The 26,355-nt window shown below is 50.9% G+C and carries 38 protein-coding genes; 13 read left to right on the top strand and 25 right to left on the bottom strand.

The features are described 5' to 3' along the window. Positions 1–28 precede the first annotated feature (28 nt). On the bottom strand, positions 29–667 hold the full coding sequence (locus tag HMY34_RS13030) for an ADP-ribosylglycohydrolase family protein (protein WP_202715903.1): 639 nt from the start codon (positions 665–667) through the stop codon (positions 29–31). Next, a complete protein-coding gene (locus HMY34_RS13025) occupies positions 646–1,221 on the bottom strand; it encodes a nitrogen fixation protein NifQ (protein ID WP_202715902.1) in 576 nt (191 codons plus the stop codon). The genes HMY34_RS13030 and HMY34_RS13025 overlap by 22 nt, the downstream gene beginning before the upstream one ends. Before the next feature lie 382 nt (positions 1,222–1,603). On the opposite strand from HMY34_RS13025, the gene HMY34_RS13020 reads away from it, so the two are divergent. Beyond that, complete coding sequence (locus HMY34_RS13020; protein WP_202715901.1) at positions 1,604–2,176, top strand: transposase; 573 nt, start codon at positions 1,604–1,606, stop codon at positions 2,174–2,176. A gap of 137 nt (positions 2,177–2,313) precedes the next feature. Here HMY34_RS13020 and HMY34_RS13015 read toward each other — a convergent pair whose 3' ends face one another. From HMY34_RS13015 to HMY34_RS12985, 7 genes are all read right to left on the bottom strand, one after another. Further along, complete coding sequence (locus tag HMY34_RS13015; protein WP_093067966.1) at positions 2,314–2,661, bottom strand: 2Fe-2S iron-sulfur cluster-binding protein; 348 nt, start codon at positions 2,659–2,661, stop codon at positions 2,314–2,316. Between the two features lie 15 nt (positions 2,662–2,676). Next, the gene (locus HMY34_RS13010; RefSeq protein ID WP_202715900.1) at positions 2,677–2,961 is read right to left on the bottom strand and encodes a 2Fe-2S iron-sulfur cluster-binding protein; all 285 of its coding nucleotides are present in this window, start codon (positions 2,959–2,961) and stop codon (positions 2,677–2,679) included. Positions 2,962–3,010: 49 nt separating this feature from the next. Beyond that, positions 3,011–4,303, bottom strand: coding sequence for an FprA family A-type flavoprotein (locus HMY34_RS13005; protein ID WP_202715899.1), 1,293 nt, complete (start codon positions 4,301–4,303; stop codon positions 3,011–3,013). Beyond that, positions 4,296–4,613 (bottom strand): hypothetical protein, encoded by a 318-nt coding sequence (locus tag HMY34_RS13000; RefSeq protein ID WP_202715898.1) that lies wholly within the window; start codon positions 4,611–4,613, stop codon positions 4,296–4,298. Before HMY34_RS13000 ends, HMY34_RS13005 begins: the two co-directional genes overlap by 8 nt. 12 nt (positions 4,614–4,625) lie before the next feature. Beyond that, a complete protein-coding gene (locus HMY34_RS12995) occupies positions 4,626–4,904 on the bottom strand; it encodes a 4Fe-4S dicluster domain-containing protein (protein WP_202715897.1) in 279 nt (92 codons plus the stop codon). Between the two features lie 11 nt (positions 4,905–4,915). Then, positions 4,916–6,451 (bottom strand): nitrogenase cofactor biosynthesis protein NifB, encoded by a 1,536-nt coding sequence (gene nifB, locus HMY34_RS12990; protein ID WP_202715896.1) that lies wholly within the window; start codon positions 6,449–6,451, stop codon positions 4,916–4,918. A gap of 278 nt (positions 6,452–6,729) precedes the next feature. After that, complete coding sequence (locus HMY34_RS12985) at positions 6,730–7,890, bottom strand: reverse transcriptase domain-containing protein (RefSeq protein WP_228288052.1); 1,161 nt, start codon at positions 7,888–7,890, stop codon at positions 6,730–6,732. A 170-nt stretch (positions 7,891–8,060) separates the two neighbouring features. On the opposite strand from HMY34_RS12985, the gene HMY34_RS12980 reads away from it, so the two are divergent. After that, on the top strand, positions 8,061–8,555 hold the full coding sequence (locus tag HMY34_RS12980; protein WP_202715895.1) for a helix-turn-helix domain-containing protein: 495 nt from the start codon (positions 8,061–8,063) through the stop codon (positions 8,553–8,555). Continuing rightward, positions 8,552–8,968 carry a transposase family protein gene (locus HMY34_RS12975; protein ID WP_202715894.1) on the top strand — a complete coding sequence of 139 codons (417 nt, stop codon included), beginning with the start codon at positions 8,552–8,554 and terminating at the stop codon, positions 8,966–8,968. Before HMY34_RS12980 ends, HMY34_RS12975 begins: the two co-directional genes overlap by 4 nt. Before the next feature lie 6 nt (positions 8,969–8,974). Here the strand turns inward: HMY34_RS12975 and HMY34_RS12970 are convergent, their stop codons facing one another. Together HMY34_RS12970 and HMY34_RS12965 are read right to left on the bottom strand one after the other, a co-directional pair. Next, a complete protein-coding gene (locus tag HMY34_RS12970; protein ID WP_202715893.1) occupies positions 8,975–9,163 on the bottom strand; it encodes a hypothetical protein in 189 nt (62 codons plus the stop codon). Then, positions 9,160–9,744: an SLATT domain-containing protein gene (locus HMY34_RS12965; RefSeq protein ID WP_202715892.1), complete on the bottom strand. Its 585-nt coding sequence runs from the start codon at positions 9,742–9,744 to the stop codon at positions 9,160–9,162. Before HMY34_RS12965 ends, HMY34_RS12970 begins: the two co-directional genes overlap by 4 nt. Positions 9,745–10,004: 260 nt before the next feature. Between HMY34_RS12965 and HMY34_RS12960 the strand changes: the two genes are divergently transcribed. Further along, positions 10,005–10,205, top strand: coding sequence for a hypothetical protein (locus tag HMY34_RS12960; RefSeq protein WP_202715891.1), 201 nt, complete (start codon positions 10,005–10,007; stop codon positions 10,203–10,205). 4 nt (positions 10,206–10,209) lie between these two features. On the opposite strand, the gene HMY34_RS12955 is transcribed toward HMY34_RS12960, so the two are convergent. The 4 genes from HMY34_RS12955 to HMY34_RS20230 form a co-directional block, all read right to left on the bottom strand. After that, positions 10,210–10,347, bottom strand: a complete 138-nt coding sequence (locus tag HMY34_RS12955) for an element excision factor XisI family protein (protein ID WP_228287852.1) — start codon at positions 10,345–10,347, stop codon at positions 10,210–10,212. 19 nt (positions 10,348–10,366) lie between these two features. Beyond that, complete coding sequence (locus HMY34_RS12950) at positions 10,367–10,645, bottom strand: BrnA antitoxin family protein (RefSeq protein WP_202715890.1); 279 nt, start codon at positions 10,643–10,645, stop codon at positions 10,367–10,369. Continuing rightward, positions 10,642–10,833, bottom strand: a complete 192-nt coding sequence (locus HMY34_RS12945) for a BrnT family toxin (protein WP_202715889.1) — start codon at positions 10,831–10,833, stop codon at positions 10,642–10,644. The genes HMY34_RS12950 and HMY34_RS12945 overlap by 4 nt, the downstream gene beginning before the upstream one ends. An 81-nt stretch (positions 10,834–10,914) precedes the next feature. Next, positions 10,915–11,715, bottom strand: coding sequence for an element excision factor XisI family protein (locus HMY34_RS20230; RefSeq protein ID WP_228287851.1), 801 nt, complete (start codon positions 11,713–11,715; stop codon positions 10,915–10,917). 20 nt (positions 11,716–11,735) lie between these two features. Here HMY34_RS20230 and HMY34_RS12930 point away from each other — a divergent pair, with 20 nt between their 5' ends. From HMY34_RS12930 to HMY34_RS12920, 3 genes are read left to right on the top strand one after another with little or no spacing between them, the layout of a single operon-like run. Next, positions 11,736–11,921: a MerR family transcriptional regulator gene (locus HMY34_RS12930; RefSeq protein WP_202715888.1), complete on the top strand. Its 186-nt coding sequence runs from the start codon at positions 11,736–11,738 to the stop codon at positions 11,919–11,921. A 50-nt stretch (positions 11,922–11,971) separates the two neighbouring features. Beyond that, entirely contained in the window at positions 11,972–12,751 is a 780-nt protein-coding gene (locus HMY34_RS12925; protein WP_202715887.1) for a hypothetical protein, read from the top strand. Next, positions 12,748–14,919 carry a DNA methyltransferase gene (locus HMY34_RS12920; protein ID WP_202715886.1) on the top strand — a complete coding sequence of 724 codons (2,172 nt, stop codon included), beginning with the start codon at positions 12,748–12,750 and terminating at the stop codon, positions 14,917–14,919. The genes HMY34_RS12925 and HMY34_RS12920 overlap by 4 nt, the downstream gene beginning before the upstream one ends. Here HMY34_RS12920 and HMY34_RS12915 read toward each other — a convergent pair. Next, positions 14,838–15,095: an element excision factor XisI family protein gene (locus HMY34_RS12915; protein WP_202715885.1), complete on the bottom strand. Its 258-nt coding sequence runs from the start codon at positions 15,093–15,095 to the stop codon at positions 14,838–14,840. The genes HMY34_RS12920 and HMY34_RS12915 overlap by 82 nt on opposite strands. Before the next feature lie 93 nt (positions 15,096–15,188). Next, positions 15,189–16,478 (bottom strand): phosphoribosylamine--glycine ligase, encoded by a 1,290-nt coding sequence (gene purD, locus HMY34_RS12910; RefSeq protein ID WP_202715884.1) that lies wholly within the window; start codon positions 16,476–16,478, stop codon positions 15,189–15,191. Positions 16,479–16,608: 130 nt separating this feature from the next. Between purD and HMY34_RS12905 the strand changes: the two genes are divergently transcribed. The 4 genes from HMY34_RS12905 to HMY34_RS12890 are packed head-to-tail and all read left to right on the top strand — an operon-like array spanning position 16,609 to position 18,566. Continuing rightward, entirely contained in the window at positions 16,609–16,947 is a 339-nt protein-coding gene (locus tag HMY34_RS12905) for a hypothetical protein (RefSeq protein ID WP_202715883.1), read from the top strand. A 45-nt stretch (positions 16,948–16,992) separates the two neighbouring features. Further along, positions 16,993–17,430: an FKBP-type peptidyl-prolyl cis-trans isomerase gene (locus HMY34_RS12900; protein WP_202715882.1), complete on the top strand. Its 438-nt coding sequence runs from the start codon at positions 16,993–16,995 to the stop codon at positions 17,428–17,430. Positions 17,431–17,433: 3 nt separating this feature from the next. Next, complete coding sequence (locus HMY34_RS12895) at positions 17,434–18,006, top strand: DUF1415 domain-containing protein (protein WP_202715881.1); 573 nt, start codon at positions 17,434–17,436, stop codon at positions 18,004–18,006. Beyond that, complete coding sequence (locus HMY34_RS12890; protein ID WP_202715880.1) at positions 18,003–18,566, top strand: rhomboid family intramembrane serine protease; 564 nt, start codon at positions 18,003–18,005, stop codon at positions 18,564–18,566. The genes HMY34_RS12895 and HMY34_RS12890 overlap by 4 nt, the downstream gene beginning before the upstream one ends. Before the next feature lie 10 nt (positions 18,567–18,576). Here the strand turns inward: HMY34_RS12890 and HMY34_RS12885 are convergent, their stop codons facing one another. From HMY34_RS12885 to HMY34_RS12850, 8 genes are all read right to left on the bottom strand, one after another. Continuing rightward, complete coding sequence (locus HMY34_RS12885; protein WP_202715879.1) at positions 18,577–18,993, bottom strand: CBS domain-containing protein; 417 nt, start codon at positions 18,991–18,993, stop codon at positions 18,577–18,579. 20 nt (positions 18,994–19,013) lie between these two features. Further along, entirely contained in the window at positions 19,014–19,247 is a 234-nt protein-coding gene (gene nqrM, locus HMY34_RS12880; protein ID WP_202715878.1) for a (Na+)-NQR maturation NqrM, read from the bottom strand. Positions 19,248–19,451: 204 nt separating this feature from the next. Beyond that, entirely contained in the window at positions 19,452–20,672 is a 1,221-nt protein-coding gene (nqrF, locus tag HMY34_RS12875; protein WP_202715877.1) for an NADH:ubiquinone reductase (Na(+)-transporting) subunit F, read from the bottom strand. A gap of 13 nt (positions 20,673–20,685) precedes the next feature. After that, positions 20,686–21,282, bottom strand: coding sequence for an NADH:ubiquinone reductase (Na(+)-transporting) subunit E (gene nqrE, locus HMY34_RS12870; RefSeq protein ID WP_202715876.1), 597 nt, complete (start codon positions 21,280–21,282; stop codon positions 20,686–20,688). A 1-nt stretch (position 21,283) separates the two neighbouring features. After that, positions 21,284–21,946, bottom strand: coding sequence for an NADH:ubiquinone reductase (Na(+)-transporting) subunit D (locus HMY34_RS12865; protein WP_093066338.1), 663 nt, complete (start codon positions 21,944–21,946; stop codon positions 21,284–21,286). Next, positions 21,943–22,743 (bottom strand): Na(+)-translocating NADH-quinone reductase subunit C, encoded by an 801-nt coding sequence (locus tag HMY34_RS12860; protein WP_202715875.1) that lies wholly within the window; start codon positions 22,741–22,743, stop codon positions 21,943–21,945. The genes HMY34_RS12865 and HMY34_RS12860 overlap by 4 nt, the downstream gene beginning before the upstream one ends. Next, on the bottom strand, positions 22,740–23,960 hold the full coding sequence (locus tag HMY34_RS12855) for an NADH:ubiquinone reductase (Na(+)-transporting) subunit B (RefSeq protein ID WP_202715874.1): 1,221 nt from the start codon (positions 23,958–23,960) through the stop codon (positions 22,740–22,742). The genes HMY34_RS12860 and HMY34_RS12855 overlap by 4 nt, the downstream gene beginning before the upstream one ends. Positions 23,961–23,963: 3 nt before the next feature. After that, positions 23,964–25,304 carry a Na(+)-translocating NADH-quinone reductase subunit A gene (locus tag HMY34_RS12850; protein WP_093066344.1) on the bottom strand — a complete coding sequence of 447 codons (1,341 nt, stop codon included), beginning with the start codon at positions 25,302–25,304 and terminating at the stop codon, positions 23,964–23,966. Positions 25,305–25,583: 279 nt separating this feature from the next. Between HMY34_RS12850 and HMY34_RS12845 the strand changes: the two genes are divergently transcribed. Further along, positions 25,584–25,865, top strand: coding sequence for a type II toxin-antitoxin system Phd/YefM family antitoxin (locus HMY34_RS12845; protein ID WP_093066346.1), 282 nt, complete (start codon positions 25,584–25,586; stop codon positions 25,863–25,865). After that, complete coding sequence (locus HMY34_RS12840) at positions 25,856–26,317, top strand: type II toxin-antitoxin system VapC family toxin (protein ID WP_202715873.1); 462 nt, start codon at positions 25,856–25,858, stop codon at positions 26,315–26,317. Before HMY34_RS12845 ends, HMY34_RS12840 begins: the two co-directional genes overlap by 10 nt. Positions 26,318–26,355 lie beyond the last annotated feature (38 nt).

Raw genomic sequence — 26,355 nt, 5'->3', positions numbered from 1 at the left:
TCCTTTCGCTGCTATCCTCTTATCTTAGTCAGTGGTCTAGAATATGGGGAGTATCATAGTGTGCTAGCAATTCGAGTTCTGTTAGCGGTTCGCCGAGGATGGCGGCTTGTAGCATGTGGATAATGCATTCTGTGCCTGCATCCGATACCGGGTTGTGGTGGGTAGTGTGGGCTTGCAGGCGGGAGGCGGTTTGCACGTCTGTCCATGAAGAATGCAGGGTGACGAGGGCGATGGGCAGGCAGCGCATACACGCGCCATTGCCTGCGTCGTGTTCGCTTTCCGGCATGGTGGTTTGTCCGGTGCGGCGGTATTGCACAATGCCACGGCGCACGGTGTTGCCGATGTCTTTGGGTTTGCTGCGCATCCAGTTGCTGAAGGCTTCGGCGACACTAGCGGGTTCGACTTTGCCCGCAGCAAGGATGGCGTTGCCCAAGGCAAGGCTCATTTCGGTGTCGTCGGTGATCTCGCCGGGTTTGAGTTTCAGCCAGCCACCGCCGATCATTTGCTTGTGCGTACCGTATTCGTGGCGGATTTCTGCGGGGGTCATGAATTCCACGGTTGCGCCCAAGGCATCGCCGATCGCAAGACCAAGGTAGGCAGCAACCGACCGTTGCAGGCTGTGCAACTCGGTTTCGAGGTCGGTGACTAGGCTTCCGGTGCGAAACATGCGGCGTAATCCACACAGACTTCACAGGAAGGGGCGCGGCACACGTAGATGCCTGCGCTGCTGCACAATTGCTTGTAGAGGAATTTTTTCCACTTCATGTCTTGGGTGTTCCGTTCTGCTAATGGACGGAAATTATCGTGCATCAGTGCGGATAAGTCTTTGCGCGACCACAATCCGAGGTCTTGCCAGAGGTGATCATTGCCGGTGCATCCAGCGCAAACAATTTCGGTCATCCAGCCTGCCATCGGTGACGGTTGGCTGAGGTTTTGTTGGAGAAGGGTGCGCAGGTCATCAAGTTCTGGCAGACGTGCAAAATCCAGCGATGCGACGTGAGCAGGTAGCGGTAATTGTGGAAGGGTTGGGAAATGGTACGCCATCATGCTGCGGAAGATGTCTAGTGGCAGACCGAGGTGCAACGGCATTGCCCCTTGTCCGCACAGGGCTGAAGCGTACATGGTTGCCAACAGGTGGTCGTTGGTTTCACCACGGCGGTGCTGCATGAGATAGGCGTAGTGGGTTTGCAAGAGGTTGGGCGGTTTGGGCATGGTGGTCATGGTTGCATCCTATCAATACGGTTTCACTCTAAATATGCAATAAATAAGCCAGCCATCATTTTTTTGTAAACATTTGTAATTATTGTCTATTTCCTTAACCACCCAGTGAACAATGTCGTGAATCCCACAACGTAGGGGCGACCGGTTGGTCGCCCTCTTCTCTGCAATATGGTGATTCAAACCCAAAGAGGGCGACCAGCCGGTCGCCCCTACGTTGGTTTTTTGGAGGGCGAAGAATCATGGTGATTTAAACCCAAAGAGGGCGACCAGCCGGTCGCCCCTACGTTGGTTTTTTGGAGGGCGAAGAATCATGGTGATTTAAACCCAAAGAGGGCGACCAGCCGGTCGCCCCTACGTTGGTTTTTTCGGGAGGTTCGGTAGAATGGGCGAATCTACCATTTATAAAAACAAGCCAATGTTACGTTACGACCCGACTATCCATCATCGACGTTCGATCCGTCTGAAAGGTTATGATTATTCACAACAGGGAGCTTATTTTCTCACGCTCTGCATCCAGCACAGGGAATGCTTATTGGGTGAAATTAGTGATGGAGTCATGCACTTAAACGAGTTTGGAGAAATTGTTCAGACGGAATGGCAAGCGTCTGCTCACATTCGTACAGAAATAGAATTGGGCGAATTTGTGGTAATGCCCAATCACTTCCACGCTATCGTCTTCATCAACGTAGGGGCAACCGGCTGGTCGCCCATCCCCAACACTAATATCCCTGTAAAAGGTCCCAAGTCCGCATCAATTGGCGCATTAATGTCTGGTTTTAAGTCCAGTGTCACCAAGCAGATCAATGTGCTTCGCGCTACTCCTAGAGTACCCGTGTGGCAACGTAATTATTGGGAACACATTATTCGTGACGAACGTTCCATGCAGGAACTCAGCGCGTATATTGAGAATAACCCGGTTCGGTGGGAAGAGGATTCGTTGTTTGTGGTGCGATAGCGGAAATTGAGAGAGGATTGGAAGGGATAGGGCAACGAAGAGGAGGGCGACCAGCCGGTCGCCCCTACGGGGGATAATCGTACAGACCAATGTAGGGGCGACCGGCTGGTCGCCCTCCCCCATCCCAACGTCGGTAATCAATACTCGACCAAAACATCCTCATCACGCGGAATGAACTGGCAAGCCAGCCGCCATTTGCTCGGCAAATCATTAACGATCATGTCTTCCATCTCGCTCTTGGTGATTTTGCCCAGTTCCAGCAAGACAGTCTTTTCCTTCTCTTCCAGGTGATAGCCCATCGGCGCTTTGTCGCCCAGTTGCGTGACCTTAACCACGCAAGTGCCGCATTCGCCATCACCACAGGAAAACTGGATGGGTATCTTGTTGGTTTTGGCAATTTTCAGCACGGTTTCGGTGAAACTGCCTGCCACCGCGTACACGGTTTTGTCCTTGTATTCGGGGCTAGAAAAAGTAATTAATGCCATGTTGTTCTCCTTGAATCAGGCGGGTTTAACTTTGCAATCGCCGAGGATTTGCGCTTGGCAAGCCAGACGGTTGTGACGACCAGCCATGTTTTCGCGCAGGACTTTTTCTTCCAGCACGGAAGGTTCGGTCAGGTTATTCCAGCCTTCGGTGACTTCCATCATGCAAGTGCCGCAATCGCCTTCGCGGCAACCGTAGATAACGCCCGCACCGATCTTTTCAGAGATTTCGATAATGCGGGTTCCGGCGGGGACATTGACCGTTTGGTGAATGTCTTCAAAGGTGATTTTTGCCTTTGCCATGTTAATTTCCTTGAATCGTTAGTTAAAAAATTGTCTGGCGGCGCAGTTGTCAGGTGAGGTCACTGAATTCAATGACCCCGCGCTGCACTTCCTTGCCCACCAGAATGTTGGCTATTTCTCTACCCAACCCTGTGCATTCATCCAATTCTTCTTGTGTTGGAATCAATTTGACGCGCAACCCTTCACGCGGGACGCGCATTTTCAAGCCACGCATCCGGTCTTCGACCATGCGCACGGCTTCGCCGCTCCAGCCGTAAGAGCCGAACGCTGCGCCGATTTTGCCTTTGAGATTCACCACCGCCAGTGAAGAAAGCAGATCCCACACTGGCTTGACGGCATCGCCGTTGATGGTGGGGGAGCCGAACAGCAGTGCATCGGCATCTTCAATCAAGTCAACGAAAGGCGCGACTTCACCGCCTTCGAGGTCGTACAGCGATACGCGCACGCCTTCGACCGTATCCGCACCGCTGTAAATCGCTTCTGCCATGCGTGCCGTATTACCGTAGGAACTCATGTAAAAAATGATCAGTGACTTGTTGGTGTCGCCGATTTCGCGGCTAAGGGTGGAGGTGGAAAGCTCGCGGTAATGCGCCACGTAACGGCGTGGGCGTTCGCGCAAAATGGGGCCATGTGTCGGCGCGACTATTTTCATTTTCAGCGGTTCGATCAGCGCCAGTGCTTCCATGACCCACTGCTTGAACGGGCGCATGATGTGCGCGTAGTAGTAATCGAACGAAAAGCGGAAATCGCCCACCCGGTCGTTAAACAGGCGTACATCGCAGTAATGGCAGCCGAAAATGTCGCCGGAAAACAGCACCTGCTCCTCTTCCAGATAAGTGCATTGCGTATCCGGCCAGTGCAGGAATGGTGTGTGCAGGAAGCGCAAATGCCGGTCGCCGAGGCTTACCCGGTCGTTGGTGGTGACAGTGGTGTATTCAAACGGCTCTTCGCGGTTGGGGCGCAATAACGCCTTGAGCATGGTCGTTGCGCGGGTGGAAATGTACAAGCGGGCTTGCGGGGCGCGGCGCATCAGTTCCGGCAACGCACCGCTGTGGTCGGGTTCGAGGTGGTTGAGCACGATCACTTTGATTTCGTCGTAACGCGCTACTGATTCGAGGCGGTGGAAAAATTCGTCTTCAAAGCCTTCCTTTACCGTGTCGATAATGGCGACACCTTCGCTGCCGCGCACCAGATAGGAGTTGTACGTCGTACCGTTGGCGGTTTTGAGGATGATGTCGAAGGTGCGCAAGGTTGGGTCGAGTGCGCCGATCCAGTGGACACCGGGGGCGAATTCGACCGCTTCCTTCCATGTCGAAACGTTGAGCGGGAGGGTGTCAGCCATGACGGTTGCCTGCAAGACTCATGCTCAACAGCGCGGAATGGCGTTTGAGCAGGCAGTTAGGCAGGTTCGGGTAGGCGCGTTTGAGTGCCGGGTCGATCTGTCCGTGACGGCGGAAGGTCTGCAAGAATTTTAGTAAACGTGATGGCATGGCTGTGTCCTCGTGTTGGGTTTCGACAGAAGAGGGCGACCAGCCGGTCGCCCCTACAGGGGACGTTACGTGTTGGGTTTTGGCAGAAGAGGGCGACCAGCCGGTCGCCCCTACAGGGGACGTTACGTAGGGGCGACCGGCTGGTCGCCCTCTTCGCACCACGCCCCAATCCTGTTACCGCGCCTGTATCTCCGCCCGCACCTGTTCCCACCGTTCCGGCGGAATCCCGGTCAGTGAACCCGGTGGGTTCAGGGCTTCACCCTGACTGTCCACGATGGCTTCCTCAATCGGGCAGATGCTGGCGCATTGCTTGTCGGCGTAGTCGCCGTCGCATTCGGTGCATTTCTTGGCGTCGATCAGGAAATGCGGGATCGCGGCGTAAATGGCTTGGCTGGGGCAGAGCGGTTCGCACGCCCAGCAGTTCACGCAGCCGTCAACGATTTGTAATGCCATGATGCAGCTCCTTACGCGGTGGCGCGTTGCTTGGTTTCCGGTTTCTTGTCGAGCAAGCCTTTTTCGCCCATTTCCTTGTAGACGGCGGCAACCGCGTCTTCGATGGCTTCCATGGCGTGTTCGCCATTGGGGATGATTCCGGCTTCTTCCAGCATTCCCCACGGCTCGTAGCCGATCTTGGAACACAGCACCACTTCGCAGCCTTTCAGCGCGTTGATGGTTTTTTGCAGGACACTTTCGCCGTCGCCGCAGGTTTCATCGCCGCTGCAATACAGGTCGGTTTTGCGGTGGCTGATGAAGCGCACGTCGTGGGCATTGGCTTCGTAAATCAGGAATTCACGCGCATGACCGAAGTGCTGGTTGATGATGCCGCCGCCAGAGGTGGCAATCGCCATCAGGACTGGGCGGGATTCCTTTTTCGGCAGCGTCAGGGAAGACAGCGAAACGAACGCAGTCTGTAGAGACGCAAGATTTTGCGTCTCTACCTTGGCCTTTGCTTTGGCGGCGAGGGTGGCTTCGATGGCGGCGTGGACTTCGGCGCGTTTGACCATCGCAGCGGCGTAGTCGACATCCACGGCTTCGATTTTGTCCATCGTGAATTCATCACCACGGTCTTCGCCCAGCATCCCGACCGCATCGGCGCGGCATTGGCGGCAGTGGCGCATCATGTTCATGTCGCCGGAACAGGCATCTTGCAGTTCCTGCAATTCGTCGTGGGTCGGGCCGCGTTGCCCCATCACGCCGTAGAACGTGCCGTGTTCGGCTTCGGCAATCAGCGGCATGACGTTGTGCAGGAATGCGCCTTTGGCTTTGACCGCTTTGCTGACTTCTTCCAGATGCTTGTCGTTGACACCGGGGATCATGACCGAGTTGACCTTGACCAAAATGCCGCGATCGACCAGCATTTGCAGCCCTTTTTGCTGCTGCTTGATGAGGATTTCCGCACCTTTACGCCCGTAGACGCGGCGGTTTTTCCAGAAAATCCACGGGTAAATTTGTGCGCCGATGTCGGGGTCAACGCAGTTGATGGTCATGGTTACGTGGTCGATATTGTGTTTGCACAGTTCGTCGACCAGTTCCGGCAGTGCCAGACCGTTGGTGGACACGCACAGCTTGATGTCCGGCGCTTTCTCGGTCAGTTGGCGGAAGGTGTCGAAGGTGCGTTCCGGGTTGGCGAGCGGGTCGCCGGGGCCTGCGATGCCCAGCACGGTCATTTGCGGAATGTTCGCCGCGACGGTCATGACTTTTTTCACCGCCTGATCGGGGGTGAGCAGTTCGGAAACTACGCCGGGGCGCGATTCGTTGGAACAGTCGTATTTGCGGTTGCAATAGTGGCACTGGATGTTGCAGGCCGGGGCTACCGCAACGTGCATCCGGGCGTAATGGTGGTGTGCCTCTTCGGAGTAGCACGGGTGGTTATGCACCTTGGCGCGGATGTGTTCCGGCAGGTGGTTCAGTTGGTCGTCGTTGCTCCCGCAACCGCTGGAGGCGCAGCCCCCGGCAGCGGGGGCGGTGGTTTGGCTTTGCCCTAAAACAGTCAGTTCCATGCGTATTCTCCGTGACGAAATGGGTTTCGTGAGGGTGTTTGCATGGGTAGTTCAATTTGCGTGCCAAGTAGCGCTATCAGATAATTTTTCTTTTATTTACAGTTAGTTGGGGTTTCGTTGTTGGGTGTGCGACAAAGGGGTTTGCGGGGGAATGTCGGGAATGTGATGTAGGGAAGATGACAGAACCTTCAAACTCTACTTATGTCCATCTATCAATAAATAATAATGACTACATTTTACAGATTATCTTTTTCATTGAATTAAAAACAGATGAATCCTTAAGACACATCACCTATATCTTGCTCCAATTCTTTGATTATATGACTTATTCGCATGTTGAAAAAATGTTCTATCCTTTCATCTGAGGCAGATGAAAGGCTTTTATATCCAAGATAACGTTCAAGAATATCTCTTTTTTCACTTATAGAAAGTTTATCGAAGTTAACTATATATTTGTGTGATGATGCTTTTAATCTTTTTGTTTCATGATAGGTTTTCACTAGACTTTTTATTTTTAGTTCTCTTTTGCAAAATATTGATGCCATTTTTTTTATAGCAAGATCTATCTTGTATAATGAATATATGTCCTCGATCTGAGAAAAATAAAACATCCATCCTCTTTTTTGATTTTTAAATATACATCCTGTAATTTTTAAGTTCAGCCTCCATTCTAATACATTGGTTGTGTTAATTCGTTCACTCTCATTTTTTGCATTATCAAATCTATATTTATAGGCTGTAAATATGGATGCTATTGAATCTTCAAATTTTTCGCGATTCCTTTCTATTATGGATGATGTTCTATCCTTATATTTGTATCCCAAAAAATGAATTTCATCATTTATATCTCCTAATTGACATTTTGACCCGTCCTCGTTTAATTCGTGAATTTCAAGACATTCCTTGTTAATGCTTTTTTTTAGATCTTCAAATATAGATTTGACATCATTCTCATTGCAAAAAACTAAAATATCATCTACGTATCTAGTATAAAATAAATCATCTCTTTTTTGATATTTCTTGTCGATGTCCGAGATATATATTTCAGCTAATATATTTGATATAGATAGTCCTTGAGGTACTCCAGTATGATTGGGATGTTGAGTTTCCTTCTTTGATTTCGTTACGTTATTATTTGTGATTGCTTTTTTTATTAAATTAATGATTTCTTTTTTTCTTATCTTTCTTTGTAGTTTTTTTATCAAAACTTCATGATTAATAGATGGATAGAAATTTTTAACGTCAATCTTGATATATGCCGTATACCTTTTTTCTTTTATTGCTTTGTTTACATAATCAATTTTTGCTTGAGCAATCTCTATTGAGAGATCATTCCGATAAGTATCCGATAATAAGTTACATAGAGATCTAAGTGTCAATCTGTCTCTGATAGTAGGTATCGATATGATTCGAGGAAATTTATTTTCACCTTTTGAAATTAGTTTCTTTTTATATGGGGTAAAATTATAGCCATCATTACTAACTTTTTTATTTATTAGACATTATTCCAAAATCTCGCACTTGTCCCTAGTCAACAAATCATGTGAAAAATCAACGGGAATGCGCTACAACCTATGATCATCATTTTCACCAAGGGAACGGAACACTCATGACAGAGTACAGCTACCATGCGCTCAAAGGCAAGAGCAAAACCTTCCGCGCCATGACAGGCATAGATCTGGGTGAATTCACCAAACTGTTGCCCCATTTTCAACGGGCATACACGGCGCAGTTGATTGTGGATGGTCATGAGAGTGAAACGAAGCGAGGTCGCCCCGGCAACCTGACAACGATCGAAGATAAGTTGTTCTTTATTCTGTATTATTTGAAGACTTACCCACTGCAAGAAGTGTTGGGCTACTCCTTCAATATGTCCCAAGGGTTAGCCAATCGGTGGATACATCGCCTGTGTCCCGTTTTGCAGTCGAGCTTAAAAAGCATGGGACATTCCCCGGCCAGACTCCCCGAAGAGGTATTGGAACGCCTTTCGCATGAAATGCCACAAGCGCTTGGCTTGGATGCGACAGAACGCCGTATTCAACGTCCGACTGACATTGGGGTTCAGGAGGAATACTACAGCGGCAAAAAAAATTCCATTCGGTGAAGAACAACATAATAGCAGGCTTAGAAGATCGTGAAATCAAATACTTGGGAGAAACACGACGCGGCAAAGACCATGACAAACGTATCGCGGATGAGGAAGGCGTGAAAGTGCCAGAAGGGTATGAGATTTACCGGGATTTGGGCTATCTGGGGCATAATTCGGGTGACGGGGCAGTTGTCCACCAACCCAAGAAAAAGCCACGAGGTAAACCCTTGAGTGATAAGGATAAAGCGCATAATCGTGCCATTTCTAGCATTCGGGTGGTCATTGAACATGTGAACAGCGGTATCAAACGGTGTCGGTGCGTCAAAGATATTTTCCGCAACTACGTGGAAGATTTTGATGATTTAGTGATGGAAATCGCTTGTGGTTTGCACAATTTGCGCACTGCCATGCGAATCAAAAACTACTGAATTCATTTAACCATCAATAAGTTGAGATTTTGGAATAATGTCTATTATATCAATATTTTTTAAATGATCACGTAAAAATACATCTTTATTGATTTTATCAATTCCAATTGCAGAGCTATCTTTAATATGTTCCTCATACGTTTTTATTAACTGAGGCTTTGAAAACCATTTTTTGAAGTATACATATGCACTCATGATATTTGGATATTGTTTTTTATTAACAAGTATATCGCCATAGCAAATGGAAATATGTAAATAAATACTATAGTCGCATAACGTATTACTTTATATGAGTACGCAATTAATATCTCCATCTTGTTCGGTTTTCTAGTGGTTAAATTTTGTCGGTTTAGTACTCGAAAAACAATATCATCAATTGAATGATGGTTTTCTTCTAGTTCTAAAATATTATTGTACTCTTCTCTAATTATCGCAAGCTTATCAAGATCATTATTAGCTTCTGCATCAATTGCTCTTAAATATAATCTCTGCAATGAAATATAGTGATTTTTAAGTGATAAACCACGTCCTTTAAAGTTTTTCCCTCCAATCACAAGAGATATTATTGTTATAATCAAAGACATGACCACTCCAATCATATCTGAATAAGCCCCTATGGCTTGTGTATTTTTGAGTAAAACTATTGATAAAATCAGGCTAATCAAAGAGTAAACTATCAGCATTATTTGTGAGTGATTGTCATTGCTTAGCAGTCGTTCTGATGTTTGAATTCTTGCTTTTCGAGTAAACCAAATATTATCTGAAAGGTTTGACATGATGCGATGCTATAAATAATGTGGGAGTAGGTTGTTTCGAGATTATTTGATACTTCACGAATGAAGTCTAAGGATTTCATTCCTTAAATCATGTTTTCACATGATTAGCTTATTAGATTCACTTCTTTATAAAGGAGCTTATCAAAAAGATACCACTCCCACATCCGAACTCTAGTTATAAAACACTTGAATGTCAATATTTACGCTTGATTTTTCCAGATAAACCAAGGATAACTTATGCCCACATCAAAGATTTAGCATTGCATGGTAAACAGCGTTACATCGCCCTTAATGTAGTTGAGTGGTTTCGGAAGCAGGTGGAAGGCGGTGGCAATTACCAAAGCCTGATCAACGAAGCATTGAAGGCACACATCAAGCAGCAGGGCGAATCACTGGAAACCATCTTGCGCCGTGTCATCCGTGAAGAGATGAAGGCTGAACAGCAGCAGGTGGCTGCCTGATCACTCACGCCACCGCCAGCCCACTATATTTCCGTTCGTTGGGATGCCGGAATCCCAGCACGATATGCGCTTTCGGCACACCCGCTTCCAGCAATTCGGTAGCAACGCCGTCATACTGAATCCAGATTTTGCCGTCGATCAAACGGATATGGGCAAGGAACTTACGCCGCCCGTTTGCCCGTTTTTTCCATCGCTTCCCGCAATACCTGATTCAACCGGGTTTGGTAGCCATTGCCACTCGACTTCAGCCAAGCCAGTACATCCGCATCAATCCGCACGGTAATCTGTTTCTTGATAGGACGAAAAAACTCACCGGGTACAGCATTCTTCCAAGCATCATCACCAGCTTCCGGGATGTCGCTCAGGTCAATGTCTTCATCCGGCTTGTCTGCCAATGCCTTGAGCATCGCAATCTGTTTATCGGAAAGCTGCCTGTTCATAATATTTTCTCTTCAAATCCGCCGACTAATCCAATCGTCTGCCAGCGTTCTTCCCCGTCTACTATCCTGTCCTGTTCACTCAAAAAGTTAGGATCATCAAACACATAACTAGCGGTATCGAAATCAACTCCATGTTTTTGTTGGTTGGTGCGGTTTTTGTTCTCATCCCATTCAAACTTTCTGTACATGCAGGAAACCATTGCTAATTTGTAGTTACATCATACGATATACGGGTGAAAGAGACAATTTGCAGGTGGCTGCCTGATCACTCACGCCACAGCCAGCCCACTATATTTCCGTTCGCTGGGATGCCGAAATCTCAACACGATATGCTCTTTCGGCACACCCGCTTCCAGCAATTCGGTAGCAATGCCTTCTTCCGTGCCGTCATACTGAATCCAGATTTTGCCGTCGATCAAACGGATATGGACAATCGCGCCATGCAGGTAATCATCCCCATCCCAGCCTGATTGCAACAAGGCGTAGTTGGCATGTTCGTCATCAAAGCTGACGGTGGTTTCGATGTCGCCATACACCGGCTTGTATTTCGTGTACTCCAGCAGAATGCGCTTGATCAGCGCGGGGTAGTCTGTGGGTGAGCGGTGCTTGGCACGCAATTTCTCCCGAATCTGGCGTTTCAGCGAATCAGTCAGTACGGGCGCAAGGCTGCCATTTCCAAACAAATCTTGCCCTAAACGGTAGGGCGTGCGGTTATCCACTGCCGTTTCCAGCATGTGCTGATCTTCTGGCGGAGGTTGTACAGGAATCGTCATGGTCGTTACACCGTCATTCACGAGATAACAAAAGCGTAGCAGTAAAATGCTACCGTGAGAATCTGGTTTGTGGAGAGTGGTAGCAACGCCTTCTTCCGTGCCGTCATACTGAATCCAGATTTTGCCGTCAATCAAACGGATAGGGATAACCGCGCCATGAAATAACCTTTGAAGAGGGCGACCGCCGATCGCCCCTACAGGGGACGTTCTTCGTAGGGGCGTATGGCATACTCCCTCTTTATCTGGAATGGCTGCAAATCCCGGTGGCGGAGGTCGCGCAAATCCGCCAACATTCACGCTGATAAGGAAGGTAGCGGATGTATACCATCGGTCAACTGGCGAAACGTTTCGGTCTGTCACGCAGCACCCTGCTGGCTTCCGACACGGACGCACCCGCTGCCGTGTTGGAACGCCACCTTCAGGAACTCAACAGCGACATCAGCCGTCTGCGCCAGCAGCAACAGGTGATCTTCCCTGTCTACTACCCAGCAGGTTGTTGCTGAAACCGCTATAATGAAGCACCTTGTTTCATCCTCCAGCAAAGGAACTCCCCATGACCTCAACAACCTGCTTTGATGTGTTTGAACAGTGCGTACTCGCAGTGCAGGCAGGTGAACTCATTGAATCCGTCAGCGCCAAGGACAAGGAATTCCACTTCCAAAACTGGTTTGAGAAACGTCTCCAGATACTTACGCTGCATTACGAGGGCGCGGGGCGCAACACTTACCCCGACTTTTCTTTGGTTGAGTACGCCGAGGGTTATGAGGTCAAGGGGCTAGCATGGCCGGGGCGCGAGCGTGATTACGATTCCAACAGCCAAGTACCGACTGGCTACCACAACGGACGGCAGATTTTCTACGTGTTCGGGCGTTACCCAGCAGACCTGTCAGGCTATTCAGAGCTGAGTGGGCGGCGGCAATACCCGGTGGTCGATCTGGTGGTTTGCCACGGCGATTTCCTCAACGCCGATCACCACTACGAACACAAGAACAAAAACGTCAAAGGTTTCGGCACTTTCGGCGACATCATGATCCGTGATCGCAAAATGTACGTCGCACCCACACCGTTTGCCCTCACCGAAGGAACGACCGGGTTGATGACCCTGATTGTTCCCGAAGGCTTTAAGGCGGATGCACGCTTTCAGGAAGTCGGTCGCCTGATCCGTGTTGAGGCTGATACATTGGTCGTCGGTTACAGCTTCGATTTGCGCACTAACACCCTCACTGCTGAACGTATTCCCAATCCGAGCGCGGGAACAGAACGCAAATTCATCGCCTACCGCTTGGTAACTCAGGCATCAAAATCTGTCGTAATGGCGGGTACGGACGCATGAACACCACCGCCCACACCATCCCGTTCCTGCCTACCAGCGAAACCACCGCGATTGAAGGCGATTTCCCGATTGTTGAAATCAGCCAGATTGCCGAACAGGAAAGCTGGCGCAAGGAAATCAACCGCCCGATTTACCACATCCATAAATGGTGGGCGACACGTTTGGGTTCAGTGTTCCGGGGCATTACCTTGGCAGCCTTGAGCGAGCCGGGAACGGATGTTTGGCAAAGCTTTTACAAACACCACCAACTCAGCGGCAAAGTGGTGCTTGACCCTTTCATGGGCAGTGGCACGACCTTGGGCGAAGCCACCAAACTGGGGGCAAAAGCCATTGGCTGCGACATCAACCCGGTCAGCACGTTTCAGGTACGGCAGGCATTTACCCGTGTTCCAGAACCGGAATTACGTGCCGCGTTTGCCCGCCTTGAAGCACAAGTTGCCCCTGAAATACGCCGTTATTACCAGACCCGCGACCCCGTGTCCGGTGAACTTATCCCGGTGCTGTATTGCTTTTGGGTCAAGACAGTCACAACCCCGGAAAACGAAACCATTCCGCTGTTTTCCCGCTATGTGTTTTCCCAAAATGCTTATCCGAAGAAAAAGCCGAAAGCCCAACTGGTTTGCCCTGCTTGTTGGGAGGTGATGGAAAACCGTTACGATGCTGTGGATGTCGTTTGTCCGCATTGCGCCCAGTCTTTCAATCCCCAGCAGGGGAAAGCAGCGGGGCAATACGTCACTGCCCAAAACGGCAAACGCTACCGGATTAAAGACCTGTTGCCTGCTGATAAACCACTGGCGCAGCGCATGTATGCGATGATGGCTCTCCGACCCAATGGTGAGAAAATCTATCTCCCCGTTCGCGATGAAGACCGGGCTTTATATACCGATGCTGAAACCCGATTAGTGCAGGAAGATTTACCGCTCCCGACTTTGGCTGTCCGCTCAGGCCATAATACCGATCAGGCGCTGGGATATAACTACCGCCATTGGCGCGATTTCTTTAATGCCCGCCAATTGTTGTGCTTGGGGTTGCTATTGCGCAGCATCCTTGAAATTGAAGATGTAGCGGTTCAGGAGCAAATGCTGTGTTTGTTTTCCGGTACGCTGGAATTCAACAATATGTTTTGCAGCTTCAAGGGCGAAGGCACGGGCGCAGTCCGCCACATGTTTTCACACCACATCCTGAAACCGGAACGTGCGCCGCTCGAAAACTCGGTGTGGGGGACGGATAAAAGTAGCGGCACATTTAGCACGCTGTTTGAATCCCGCTTGCTGCGGGCAAAACGCTATCTGGATGAACCGTTTGAAGTGGATTTTCAGCGGACATTATTCGGTGAACGTTTAGGGGCAATTAAAACAGTAGCCAGTTCAGCGATTGATGTGCAACGGGTGGATTCATGGGCGCAATTCAAAGCAATACCGAATGCCATGATGGTGTTGAATGGTGACAGTGCTACTTTGCCAATTCCCGCTAAATCGGTTGATGCGGTGGTGACTGATCCGCCTTATTTCGATTTCGTCCATTACAGTGAATTGAGTGACTTTTTCTTTGCGTGGTTGTCGCCCGTGCTGAAAGGGCGTTACGCATGGTTTGAACGGGCGGATTCTTCTGCTCCTGGCGAAGTTCAGCATAAAGATTCGCGGGTATTTGCTCGACAGCTTGCAGCGGTGTTTACGGAGTGCCAGCGGGTGTTGAAGGATGATGGGGTACTGGCGTTCAGTTTCCACCATTCGCGGGTCGAAGGTTGGGCAGCTATTTACGAAGCGATTACGTCGGCTGGCTTGGTAGTGGTTGCCGCGCATCCCGTCCATGCAGAATTACGTGCCGCAAGCCCCAAAACAGCGACGAAAGACCCCATTAGTTTGGATGCCATCCTGGTCTGCAAGAAGCGATCTGTAGCTACTGTTTATCTGGATGAGAAGGCTGCCATTGTCAACGCCAAGACATTGGCAAAGCGGCTGGAAAACGCGGGAATGTCGATCTCTAGCGGAGACCGCTTCGTGATTATTGCCTCCCAAATGCTGGTCGTTTTATCATCACAGGCATTGGGATTTGATGCAGTATGCAGTGCCTTGCATCGGGCAGCTCAACAAATTGCAATCGTACCCATACAACAACAGGTGATTGCCTGGTCGGTAGCAACGCCTTCTTCCGTGCCGTCATACTGAATCCAGATTTTGCCGTCGATCAAACGGATATGGACAATCGCGCCATGCAGGTAGTCATCCCCATCCCAGCCTGATTGCAACAAGGCGTAGTTGGCATGTTCGTCATCAAAGCTGACGGTGGTTTCGATGTCGCCATACACCGGCTTGTATTGGGTGTACGGGCGCAAGACTGCCATTTCCAAACAAATCTTGCCCCAAACGCTAGGGCGTGCGGTTATCCACTGCGGTCTGTCTCCAGCTTGGGTAAAATCAACGCACCGCCGCCCGCATCAGCTCATTTTTTCGCGAGCAATCGCCCGATGTCCAATATCCGTGCGGTAATACACCTTATCCCAATCAATCGCTTGCACCAACCGGTAAGCTGCCGCTTGCGCTTCGGTGACATTATTGCCCAAACCCACCGCACACAACACCCGCCCACCGCTGGTCACAACCTTGCCATCTTGAAACGCCGTACCCGCATGAAACACCTTGCCATCGAGGATTGCCGCCACTTCCAAGCCCGCAATCACATCACCTTTGCGATACGCATCCGGGTAGCCACCCGCAGCCAACACCACGCCCAATGACGCACGACTATCCCACTCGGCGGTCACTTTATCCAAACGCGCATCCAAGGCTGCTTCCAGCAAGCCGACGAAATCAGACTGCAAGCGCACCATAATCGGCTGGGTTTCGGGATCACCAAAGCGGCAATTGAACTCCAGCACTTTCGGCACACCTTGCGCATTGATCATCACACCTGCGTACAAAAAGCCGGTATACGGAATGCCATCCGCCGCCATGCCGCGCACGGTGGGGTAAATCACTTCCTGCATAATGCGTTCGTGCATCGCCGGGGTAACCACGGGTGCAGGAGAATACGCCCCCATACCGCCAGTATTCGGGCCTTTATCGCCGTTATCGCGGGCTTTGTGGTCTTGCGAACTTGCCATTGCCAGCACGTGTTCGCCATCCACCATCACGATGAAACTGGCTTCTTCACCCAGCAAAAACTCTTCAATCACCACGCGACTACCCGCCGCACCAAAGGCATTGCCTGCCAGCATATCCTGCACTGCTGCAATCGCCTCGTCCTCGGTTTGCGCCAAAATCACGCCCTTGCCCGCCGCCAACCCGTCGGCTTTCACCACAATCGGTGCACCCATTTTGCGGATGTAGGCAATCGCCGGTTCAACCTCGGTAAAATTCGCGTATTCGGCGGTGGCAATGTGATGCCGCGCCAGAAAATCCTTGGCGAAAGCTTTCGACGATTCCAATTGTGCCGCTTGTTGGGTGGGGCCAAAACAACGCAAACCTGCCGCACGGAATTTATCCACAATGCCTTTGGAAAGCGGCGCTTCGGGGCCAACCACGGTCAACTCAATCGCGTGTTGCTGCGCGTATGCCAGCAACGCATCCACGTCTTCTGCCGCAATCGGCACATTGCGCATATTGGGTTCTAACGCCGTACCCGCGTTACCGGGAGCAACCAGCACCTCGCTTACTCGCCCGGATTGTGCAATCTTCCATGCCAGCGCGTGTTCACGCCCACCGCCGCCTACTACCAGCACTTTCATCGTGTTACTCCCATTGCATCCTGAAAAACGCACCATTAAAGCGGGATTAGGTAGCCGTTTCAAGCGTTCCTGCGTTTAATTGTCAGTAAGTTGAGGCCGGAAACACCGCGCATAAAGGAATAGCCGGGATATGAATCAGTATTGTTATTATGGATGCTTGCTCATCGCCGCCGCATTAATGGGATGCGGGCAAAAAACACACCCTTCAGCGGTCACGTTACCCGCCAGCCGCGTGATCGCTACCCTGTACGCCGTACACACCGACACGGATGCCGTCCCCTGTTATCGCTTACCCGATGCAACCTCGCCCGCTGTCCTCCACCTGCGTGATCACCAACAAGTTGAATTGGTATCGCCACAAGACAGCATGGTGCAACAAGGTGAAAATTACTGGTTGCACGTTTACCCCCGTATCGAGCCGCGCCCCGCTTGTTACCTGAATGTACGCCACCTGATGCCACTGGCTTGAACACTCTGGTATCCTCACGGTTTTCTCCAGCCACAAGCGATCACCATGAGTCATACCGTTCAAGCCAATAGCCGCATTCGCTGGCGTTACCAGTTATTCCTCGCCGAGGGGCATAAGGTGGAAGCCAGCGAAGACCCGGCTGGCGACATTTTGCAACTGGGGAAAGGTGACATTCACCCCAATCTGGAAAGCGCTCTGATTGGCTTGCCCCAAGGCGAACCCATCCGCCTGATTATTATGGCGGATCAAGCCTTCGGCTATCCTGACCCGGACGCCATTCAAACCTTGGCACGCGATGAATTTCCCGCCGATTGGCAGCTAAACGTCGGGCAAATCATCAGCTTTGCGCTACCGTCAGGGCAAGAAATCCCCGGCAAAGTGCGCGACATCCGTGCTGACAGCGTGGTCGTCGATTTCAATCATCCACTGGCTGGGCATAACATCACCTTTGAACTGGAAATCCTCGACATTTTGGAAGCCTAAGCCATGAAACATTCCAACGCTACCTACATCGCCCAAACCCGTTGCTGGTTGGAAAACGTTGTCCTCAAACACAACCTGTGCCCGTTTGCGCACAAGCCATTCAACGGCGGGCAAATCCGCTTTGTCGTCACCGATTCCGCCCGCCCCGAATTTTTGCTGGAAGATTTGCAGCACGAACTCGAACAACTCCGCGCCACCCCCGCGAGCGAAGTCGAAACCACCCTGCTGATTCACCCCGGCACGCTGGAAGATTTCATGGAATACAACGACTTTCTCGATACGGTCGATGCGCTCTTGGAAGACGGCGGCTTTGAAGGCGAATTCCAAGTGGCGAGTTTCCACCCCGACTATCAATTCGAGGGTACACGCCCGAATGACGCGGAAAACTTCACCAACCGTTCGCCCTGGCCAATGCTGCATCTCATCCGCGAAGACAGCTTGGCGCAAGCCGTTGACAGTTATCCTGATGTCGATGCGATTCCTGAGCGCAATATTGAAACCATGAACGCGCTCGGCACCGCACACCACCGTCAAGTACTAGAAACCTGTTTGCAAACGAAAAAAGAGCCTGAATGAAAAGCCACATCCACCGTATCCGCGAAGAATTACCGTTGGTTCTCCTGTTTCTCGCCACCATTTGGGGCGTATTTCTGTTGGATCGCATCCTGCCGCTAGAACGCTTGGGACTGATTCCGCGAGACTTCGGTGGCTTGATTGGCATTGTGACCATGCCATTTCTGCATTCCAACTTTACGCATTTGCTGAATAACACTGTGCCGCTGGCGGTATTGCTGACGTTACTGGCGGGTTCGCGCACCGACTCACGCGCGGCAGTGATACTGGTGGCAGTCGTGGGCGGGGTATTGTTGTGGCTGTTTGGGCGTGGGCATTCGCTGCACATTGGCGCAAGCGGGCTGGTGTTTGGGCTGGCGGTGTTCCTGATTGTATCCGGCGCATTGGAGCGGCGCATTGTGCCACTACTCGTCAGTGCGTTTGTGGCCTTCACTTACGGTACAACCTTGCTCACGGGGATTTCGCCTTGGCAAGCGGGTGTATCGTGGGATGGGCATCTGCTCGGTGGGGTCGCGGGCGGCTTGGTCGCTTGGCTTTTGGTGCGCAAAACCCCAGCCGCCTGATTGCTTATGCTTACACCGGAAAGCCGGAATCACCAATGGTGCGCAAGGCTTTCAGCACATCCAAGCGCGTAACCACCCCGACGACGCGGTTGTCATCCAACACGGGGTAACGGCGGTAATGGTCATCCATGAACATTTTTGCCACATCGAGAATGCTGTCTTCGGCATCCACAGTGCGCACATCCCTCGACATCTTATCCCCCACCGTGCCGCGCCAGCCGGAATGGTAGCCAGAGCGCAACGCCGCATCAATGCAGTCAGTGACCGACAAAATACCGACCAGATTACCCACATTGTCCAACACCGCGCCGCCAAACAGATTGCGCTCCGTAAACACTTTCACCGCTTCGCGAATATCCTGACGCTCGTACAGGGTCGCGAGACGGTTTGACATGTAATGACGCACCGACAATGAAACATCCGCCATAATCCACTCCTCCAGCTTATTCAAGATTTTAAAATATCATGCCGTTTCAGTACGGCTTCGCGTTGTTCTTGTGCCATTTTTTGTTTGCGTTTCTCGCAAGGATTAGAACAAGAACAGTCACTTTTTTCTATACCCGGAATCGCCGCCAAGCCGCCACAACTGCCTTTTAAGCTACGTTGATTCAAAATCCAGCCCAAAGCTAAACCAATAATTGCTAACCCAAAAATAAGAAACGTTAATAGAAAAATTTTCATCAGGATTTACCGTTAATCTTAGTAATTCAGAATATTATCATGCTGCACTGCAAAAACATTTCACGTTTAGGAATTTTACGCTACTATTGCCTTGGGTTAGGCAACTAACCCATTTCCTCCTAGCGGTTCGGGGTGGATGTCCACCCCGCTCTTTACATACCAATCAACAACTTAACCCACATCAATGCTATTCAGCAAATAACATTAACCGCCAAAATCATCCAACAAAATGTTTTCGCGCTCCACGCCAATATCCAATAGCATTCTAACGACAGCCGCATTCATCATCGGTGGCCCACACAAATAATATTCGCACTCTTCTGGTGCAGCATGATCTTTCAAATAATTTTTATAAAGTACATCGTGAATAAATCCGACGTATCCCGTCCAATTATCTTCAGGCTGCGGTTCTGATAAACCCATGTGCCAGGTAAAGTTCGGGTTTTCTGCTGCTAACGTGTCAAATTCATCCACGTAAAACGCTTCCCGCAAACTCCGCGCCCCGTACCAGAATGACATTTTGCGCTTACTTTTCAAGCGGCGTAACTGGTCGTAAATGTGCGAACGCATCGGAGCCATGCCCGCGCCACCGCCGATAAACACCATTTCATTATCCGTCTTACGCGCAAAGAATTCACCGTAAGGCCCTGAAACCGTGACTTTATCACCCGGTTTGAGGTTGAAAATGAACGACGACATTTTGCCCGGTGGCAGATCATTCTTACCCGGTGGCGGGGTCGCAATGCGCACATTGAGCATCACAATATCGTCTTCTTCGGGGTAACTTGCCATGGAATAAGCACGCAATACCGGCTCTTCAACGTGCGATTCAATATCCCACAGCTTGTATTTGTCCCAATCATCGCGGAACTTGGGTGGAATATCAAAGCTGGAATACTTCAAATCGTGCGGCGGGCATTCGATCTGAATATAACCCCCGGCACGGAAGTCGATTTTTTCACCCTTCGGCAACTCCACCACCAATTCTTTGATAAACGTAGCTTTATTCTCGTTGGAACGCACTGTGCATTCCCACTTTTTCACACCGAAAACTTCATCGGGCACTTCGATTTTCATGTCTTGCTTGACGGCAACTTGGCAGGCTAAACGTTCACCTTCGGCTGCTTGACGGCGGTTAATGTGACCTTCCTCAGTCGCCAGTAACGTACCGCCGCCTTCCAGCACTTTTACGCGGCATTGCGCACACGTACCGCCACCGCCACAGGCAGACGACACGAACAAGCCTTTTTCCGCCAATGCGCCCAGCAATTTCGTGCCGGGTTTCACGATCAGTTCTTTTTCGCCATTCACCAGAATGCGAATATCGCCCGTTGCCACCAGTTTGGAACGCGCAAACAAAATGCCGTATACCAAGCCAATAATCATCAGGGTAAACAGGGCTACGCCCAATATAACGGTTGTCATTGCGTGTTACCCCTTATAACTGGATGCCAGAGAAGGACATGAAGCCCAACGACATCAGCCCGACCGTAATAAAAATTATCCCCAGCCCTTGTAAACCGGCGGGGACATCGCTGTATTTCAGGCGTTCGCGTACACCCGCCAGCACCACAATGGCCAGCATCCAGCTAAAACCGCTGCCGAAACCGTAGACCACGCTTTCCGCGAACGTGTAATCGCGTTCTACCATGAATAACGCACCGCCCAGAATCGCGCAGTTGACCGTAATCAGTGGCAGGAATACCCCTAAGGCTTGGTACAGCGCTGGCACGAATTTATCCAGTACCATTTCCAGCACCTGCACAATCGCCGCAATCACCGCAATGTAGCTAATCAAGCCCAAAAAGCGCAGGTCGACCCCCTGCAACAAGGCGCTTTCTTTCAAAAAGACATTGAGGATCAGATTGTTGGCAGGTACGGTAATCGCTTGCACAATCACCACCGCAATCCCCAACCCCACCGCCGTTTCAATCTTTTTGGAAATGGCGATGAAGGTACACATCCCCAAAAAGAAGGTGAGTGCCATGTTCTCAATGAACACGGCTTTGATAAACAGACTTAACATGGCTTCCATATCAGCGATTCCCCAGTCCGTGTTTCTCATGAATCTTGAAGTCGTGAACTTCACACTGTTCTGGGTATCGGGTGCGGATAACCCAAATCAACATACCGATGATAAAGAACGCACTCGGCGGCAACAGCATCAAGCCGTTGGGTTCGTACCACCCACCATTTTTGACCAGCGTGAAAATTTCATACCCCAGCAGTGACCCTGAACCAGACAATTCGCGGATGACTGCCACAATAATCAGTATCAGGCTGTAACCCAAACCATTGCCAATCCCGTCAAGGAAACTCATCCCCGGCGGGTTTTGCATGGCATAGGCTTCTGCCCGCCCCATGACGATGCAGTTGGTAATGATCAAACCGACGAATACCGACAATTGCTTGGCAGTGCTAAACGCATACGCCTTCATCAACTGATCCACCACGATAACCAGTGACGCAATGATGGTCATCTGCACAATAATGCGGATACTGCTGGGAATGTGGTTGCGGATAGCACTGATAGAAGCATTGGAAAACGCCGTTACCGTGGTCAACGCGACCGCCATTAACAACGCCGTTTTCAGTGAGCTAGTGACAGCCAAGGCGGAACAGATGCCGAGGATTTGTAGGGTAATCGGGTTATTGGCGACCAAAGGGGTCGTAATAACCTTGCTGGTTTCAGATTTCATGCGCCACCTCCCTTACGGAATTTTTGCAGGTAGGGGCCAAAACCGTCAGCACCCATCCAGAATTTAACGAGGTTATTGACACCGTTGCTGGTCAACGTTGCACCAGAGAGGGCATCAATTTCGTGCGTGGCTTTTTCGCCTTCCGTCGCTGCCATCTTGGTGACGCGGATAGCCACGTTACCGTTGGCATCAAATACCTGCTTGCCCGGCCACTTGTCCTTCCACTGCGGGTTATCGACTTCGCCACCCAAGCCCGGCGTTTCGGCGTGTTCATAGAAACCCAAACCGACTACGGTATTGGCATCGCCTTGCAACGCAACGAAACCGTACAGGGTTGACCACAAACCGTAGCCGTAGATCGGCAGGATAATTTTCTGCACCTGACCCTGCGTATCTTTCACCAAATAAACGGTGGCATATTTGGCTCGGCGTTTGATGGATGCAATGTCTTGCTCCTTCGTCAGCACTAGGTTTTGTTTGGGGTCGACGGAGGCCGCACGCGCATCAAAGGTGTTGGCATCAATCCCCTCCACGTATGCGCCGGTTTGCAGGTCGACCACTTTGGCTTCCACCTGTTTGAAGGCTTCCTCCACCGACTGCCCCGGTTTGGCTAAACCAGCGATTTGCAGAATGTTCTTTTTCTTGTCCAGCAATTTGTTTTCGTCCTGCACCGGCTTTAAGGCCACGGCAGCAGCAGAAACGGCGACCGAACACACCAGACACAACAGCAACGCTACCCCGTAGGTTTTCACTTTGCTGTCATTGGGTAAGTCTAAAAATTGACGCACGAGTTTCATGATTTCGCTCCCGCATTGGCTGCTTGACGCTTCAGGCGGCGTTTGATATTGGCTTTCATCACCCCGTAATCCATCAGTGGCGCGAACATATTCGCAAACAAAATCGCCAGCATCATGCCTTCGGGGAACGCCGGATTCACCACGCGAATCAGGATGACCATTACCCCAATCAGCACGCCATACCACCAACGTCCGGTGTCGGTATGCGCCGCTGTCACCGGATCAGTCGCCATAAAGATCATCCCGAACGCAAAGCCACCCGTGACCAAATGCCACCACCAAGGCATGGCAAACATTGGGTTGGTATCGCTACCAATGGTATTCAGCAAAATCGTCATCATGACCATGCCGAACATCACGCCCGACACAATGCGCCAACTCGCAATCTTGGTGAACAACAAAAACGCCCCGCCAATCAGGATTGCCAGCGTTGAGGTTTCGCCCAAGGAACCGGGTTCCAGCCCGATAAAGGCATCCCACCAGCTCACTGTTACTGCCTGCATTCCGCCAGCCGCTGCCGCAGACAGCGTGGTTGCACCGGAATAACCGTCAACCGCTACCCACACCGCATCGCCGGACATAAACGCGGGGTACGCAAAGAACAGGAACGCCCGCCCCGCCAGTGCCGGGTTGATAAAGTTTTTACCCGTACCGCCGAACACTTCCTTGCCAATAATGACTCCGAACAAAATGCCCAAGCCCACCATCCACAACGGAATATCCGGTGGCATTACCAGTGAATACAGGATAGAAGTGACAAAGAAACCTTCGTTGACTTCATGCCCACGCACCAGCGCGAACACCACTTCCGCAATCCCGCCCACGATAAACGTGGTCATGTAAACGGGCAGGAAATACAGTAGGCCGTGGAAAAAGTTATCGAAAAAGCTTTTCGGGTCGTAGCCAATCATGTCCATGAGCGTGCCGCGCCAGCCTTCCGCGTGTTCCAGCCCCATGGACTGCATCGCCAGATTCGCCTGATAGCCGGTGTTGAAACACGCCATGAACATCACGGGGAAGGTTGCCAGCCACACATAGCCCATTACCCGTTTCAGATCGAGCGCGTCGCGCACATGCGGTGCGCCGATGGTGCGGTTCGGCGGGCTGTACAGCAGGGTATCGACCATTTCAAACAGGCCGTAATACTTGTGATATTTACCGCCTTTAGTGAATTTCGGCTCAACCTTGTCGAGCAGGCGGCGTAATTTATCCGTCATCGCTTATTCCCCCTTTTCCAGCATTCGCAGGCAGTCGCGTAACGCGGGGCCGTATTCGTATTTGCTGTGACACACGAAAGTACACAGGGCGAGGTCATCTTCATCGAGTTCCAACGCGCCGAGCTGTTGCGCCATTACCGTGTCGCGTACCAGCAAGGAACGCAGCAATTGCGTCGGCAAAATATCCAACGGCATGATTTCCTCGTAATTGCCAATCGGCACCATCGCACGGTGACTGCCGTGTTGCGTGGTCGTCATCGCAAAACTGGCGTGCCGCACATCGGGGCGCAAAAACACATTGAGGATGGAAAACTGCTTGAGCAAGGGGTTCAACCAATGCAGGAACAAGCGCGGCTGCCCTTCGGCAATCACCGCCACTTGCACGGTGTAACGCCCCAGATACGCGCTCCAACCCGCTGCACGGAACCCCGCCAACAATGAACCGGCAATCACGCGGCATTGCTGGCAATCGAGTTGCCCTTCCACAATGTCATCGGTGCTTGCGCCCAAACGGGTACGCAGCAAGCGCGGCTTTAATACCGTTGGGCCTGCCAGTGAAATAATGCGTTCCACGTACAGCGTGCCGGTGGTGAAAAGCTTGCCAATCGCAATCACATCCTGATAGCCGATGTGCCACACGGTTTTGTGTTCGCTGACGGGATCAAGGAAATGGATGTGCGTACCGGGTAAACCCGCCGGGTGCGGCCCCGACCAACCGTTGTAACGGATGTGGTTGGCTTCAACACGCGGTATTGTTGCCCCTTCCGCATGATTAACAAACACTTGCGGCGCGAGTTTGGCAATCACTTGCAAGCCACTGCGAAACGCTTCTGCCTGTTCGTTAATCACGATCAAGGGGTCGGCTGCCATCGCGTAGGTATCAATCGCGGTCACGAAAATAGAGGTGGGAATGCTGTCCGCTTTAGGAACTTTACTGTAAGGCCGGGTACGAAACGCAATCCACTGCCCGGAATCCAGCAATTGCTGGCGGATGGTATCGGCATCCAGTGTCGACAATTGCTCAGGGGAATAGGCGGGGAAACTGACCGCCTCTTCCTGCGCATCCAACTGAATGACGACCGAGTTCAACACCCGTTTTGCGCCACGGTTGATCGCTTTGATGACACCGCCGCCCGGTGAAGTGAAATTAACGCCCGGACTCTTGCGGTCAGTGAACAGAACTTGTCCACGTTTTACCCGATCCCCTTCCTGAACTTGCAAAGCAGGGCGCAAGTCGTGGAAGTCACGCCCCAACACGGCAACCGTCTGGGGGGCAGGGTGTGCATAAACCGCTTGTTCCGGCTTACCCGTAATGGGCAAATCCAGACCTTTTGTGATTTTCATGTGCTGCAACAACGCTCTTGAGGGGAAATGCGCCCGCACCCTAAGCAGACGCTAGAAGTGGTGGATTATCAATAAATGTCGACAATGTTGCAAGCGCACATGGGAAATAATGCGGTTTTTTGGGGTTTTTCGTAAATAGTGTCAGCACTTTAATGGTGCGGGGTTGCACCAGTACGGGTAGGTGTGCGCTGAATAGTGGCGTGAGCACGAATATTATTCCCACTCGTCAAAATACATATTTTATGTATAATACAAATAATAAGTAGTTGAGGTAACACAATGGCAAACCTGCTCACCCCCCGGATTTCCGCCACTGAACTGGCGCGGAATCTCGCTTCCGCCATTGATCAGGTGCGCGTATCCCGCTCCCGCCTGATCATTACACGCGGCAATCAAGACGTTGCCCAGCTTGTCCCCGTGATCAGCAATGGCGCAACTTTGGCAGACTTGGACAGGTTGTTGAAACGCCATAGTCTCAGTCAGGAAGAAAAACGCGCATTCAGCCAAGACCTGCGCACCATCCGTGAGGCGGCAACGTTGCCGACATCAGCATGGGATTGATCATTGATACCAATGTTTTCATTGACGCGGAAAACGGACGGCTGGAACTGGGAGCAATCCCGGTGTTGCAAACCGAGCCAGTGTTCATTGCTGCGATCACGGTATCAGAACTGCTTGCTGGGGTTAAGCTTGCCAAAACCCCGGAGGAATACATGCACCGGCATACTTATGCCGAGAGCATCCTCAATAGCATTCCGGTACTGGATTTTGATACCGAAGTAGCACGCACCTACGCTGAGTTGTATGCGCAAGCCTTGGGGCAACAGCGGCGTAGTAATTTGAATGTGCATGACCTGCAAATTGCGGCGACGGCGTTGGTGCAGGGTTATAGCATCCTGACTACCAATGTTGATGATTTCAAAGGTATTCCCGGCGTGAGGTTGATCAGCCCGTATGCGTTGCAGGGGAATACGATTCACGAAGATCAAGCCAGCTACAGCCCAAGTTCTTAACATGCTTGAAAAGATGTAAATATTCATCAATAATCCTA

The organism is Thiothrix subterranea, assembly GCF_016772315.1.
In the GTDB taxonomy this organism is placed as follows: Bacteria; Pseudomonadota; Gammaproteobacteria; order Thiotrichales; family Thiotrichaceae; genus Thiothrix; species Thiothrix subterranea.
The sequence above is the reverse complement of the archived record's forward strand: the minus strand, read 5'-3'. Positions and strand labels throughout refer to the sequence as shown.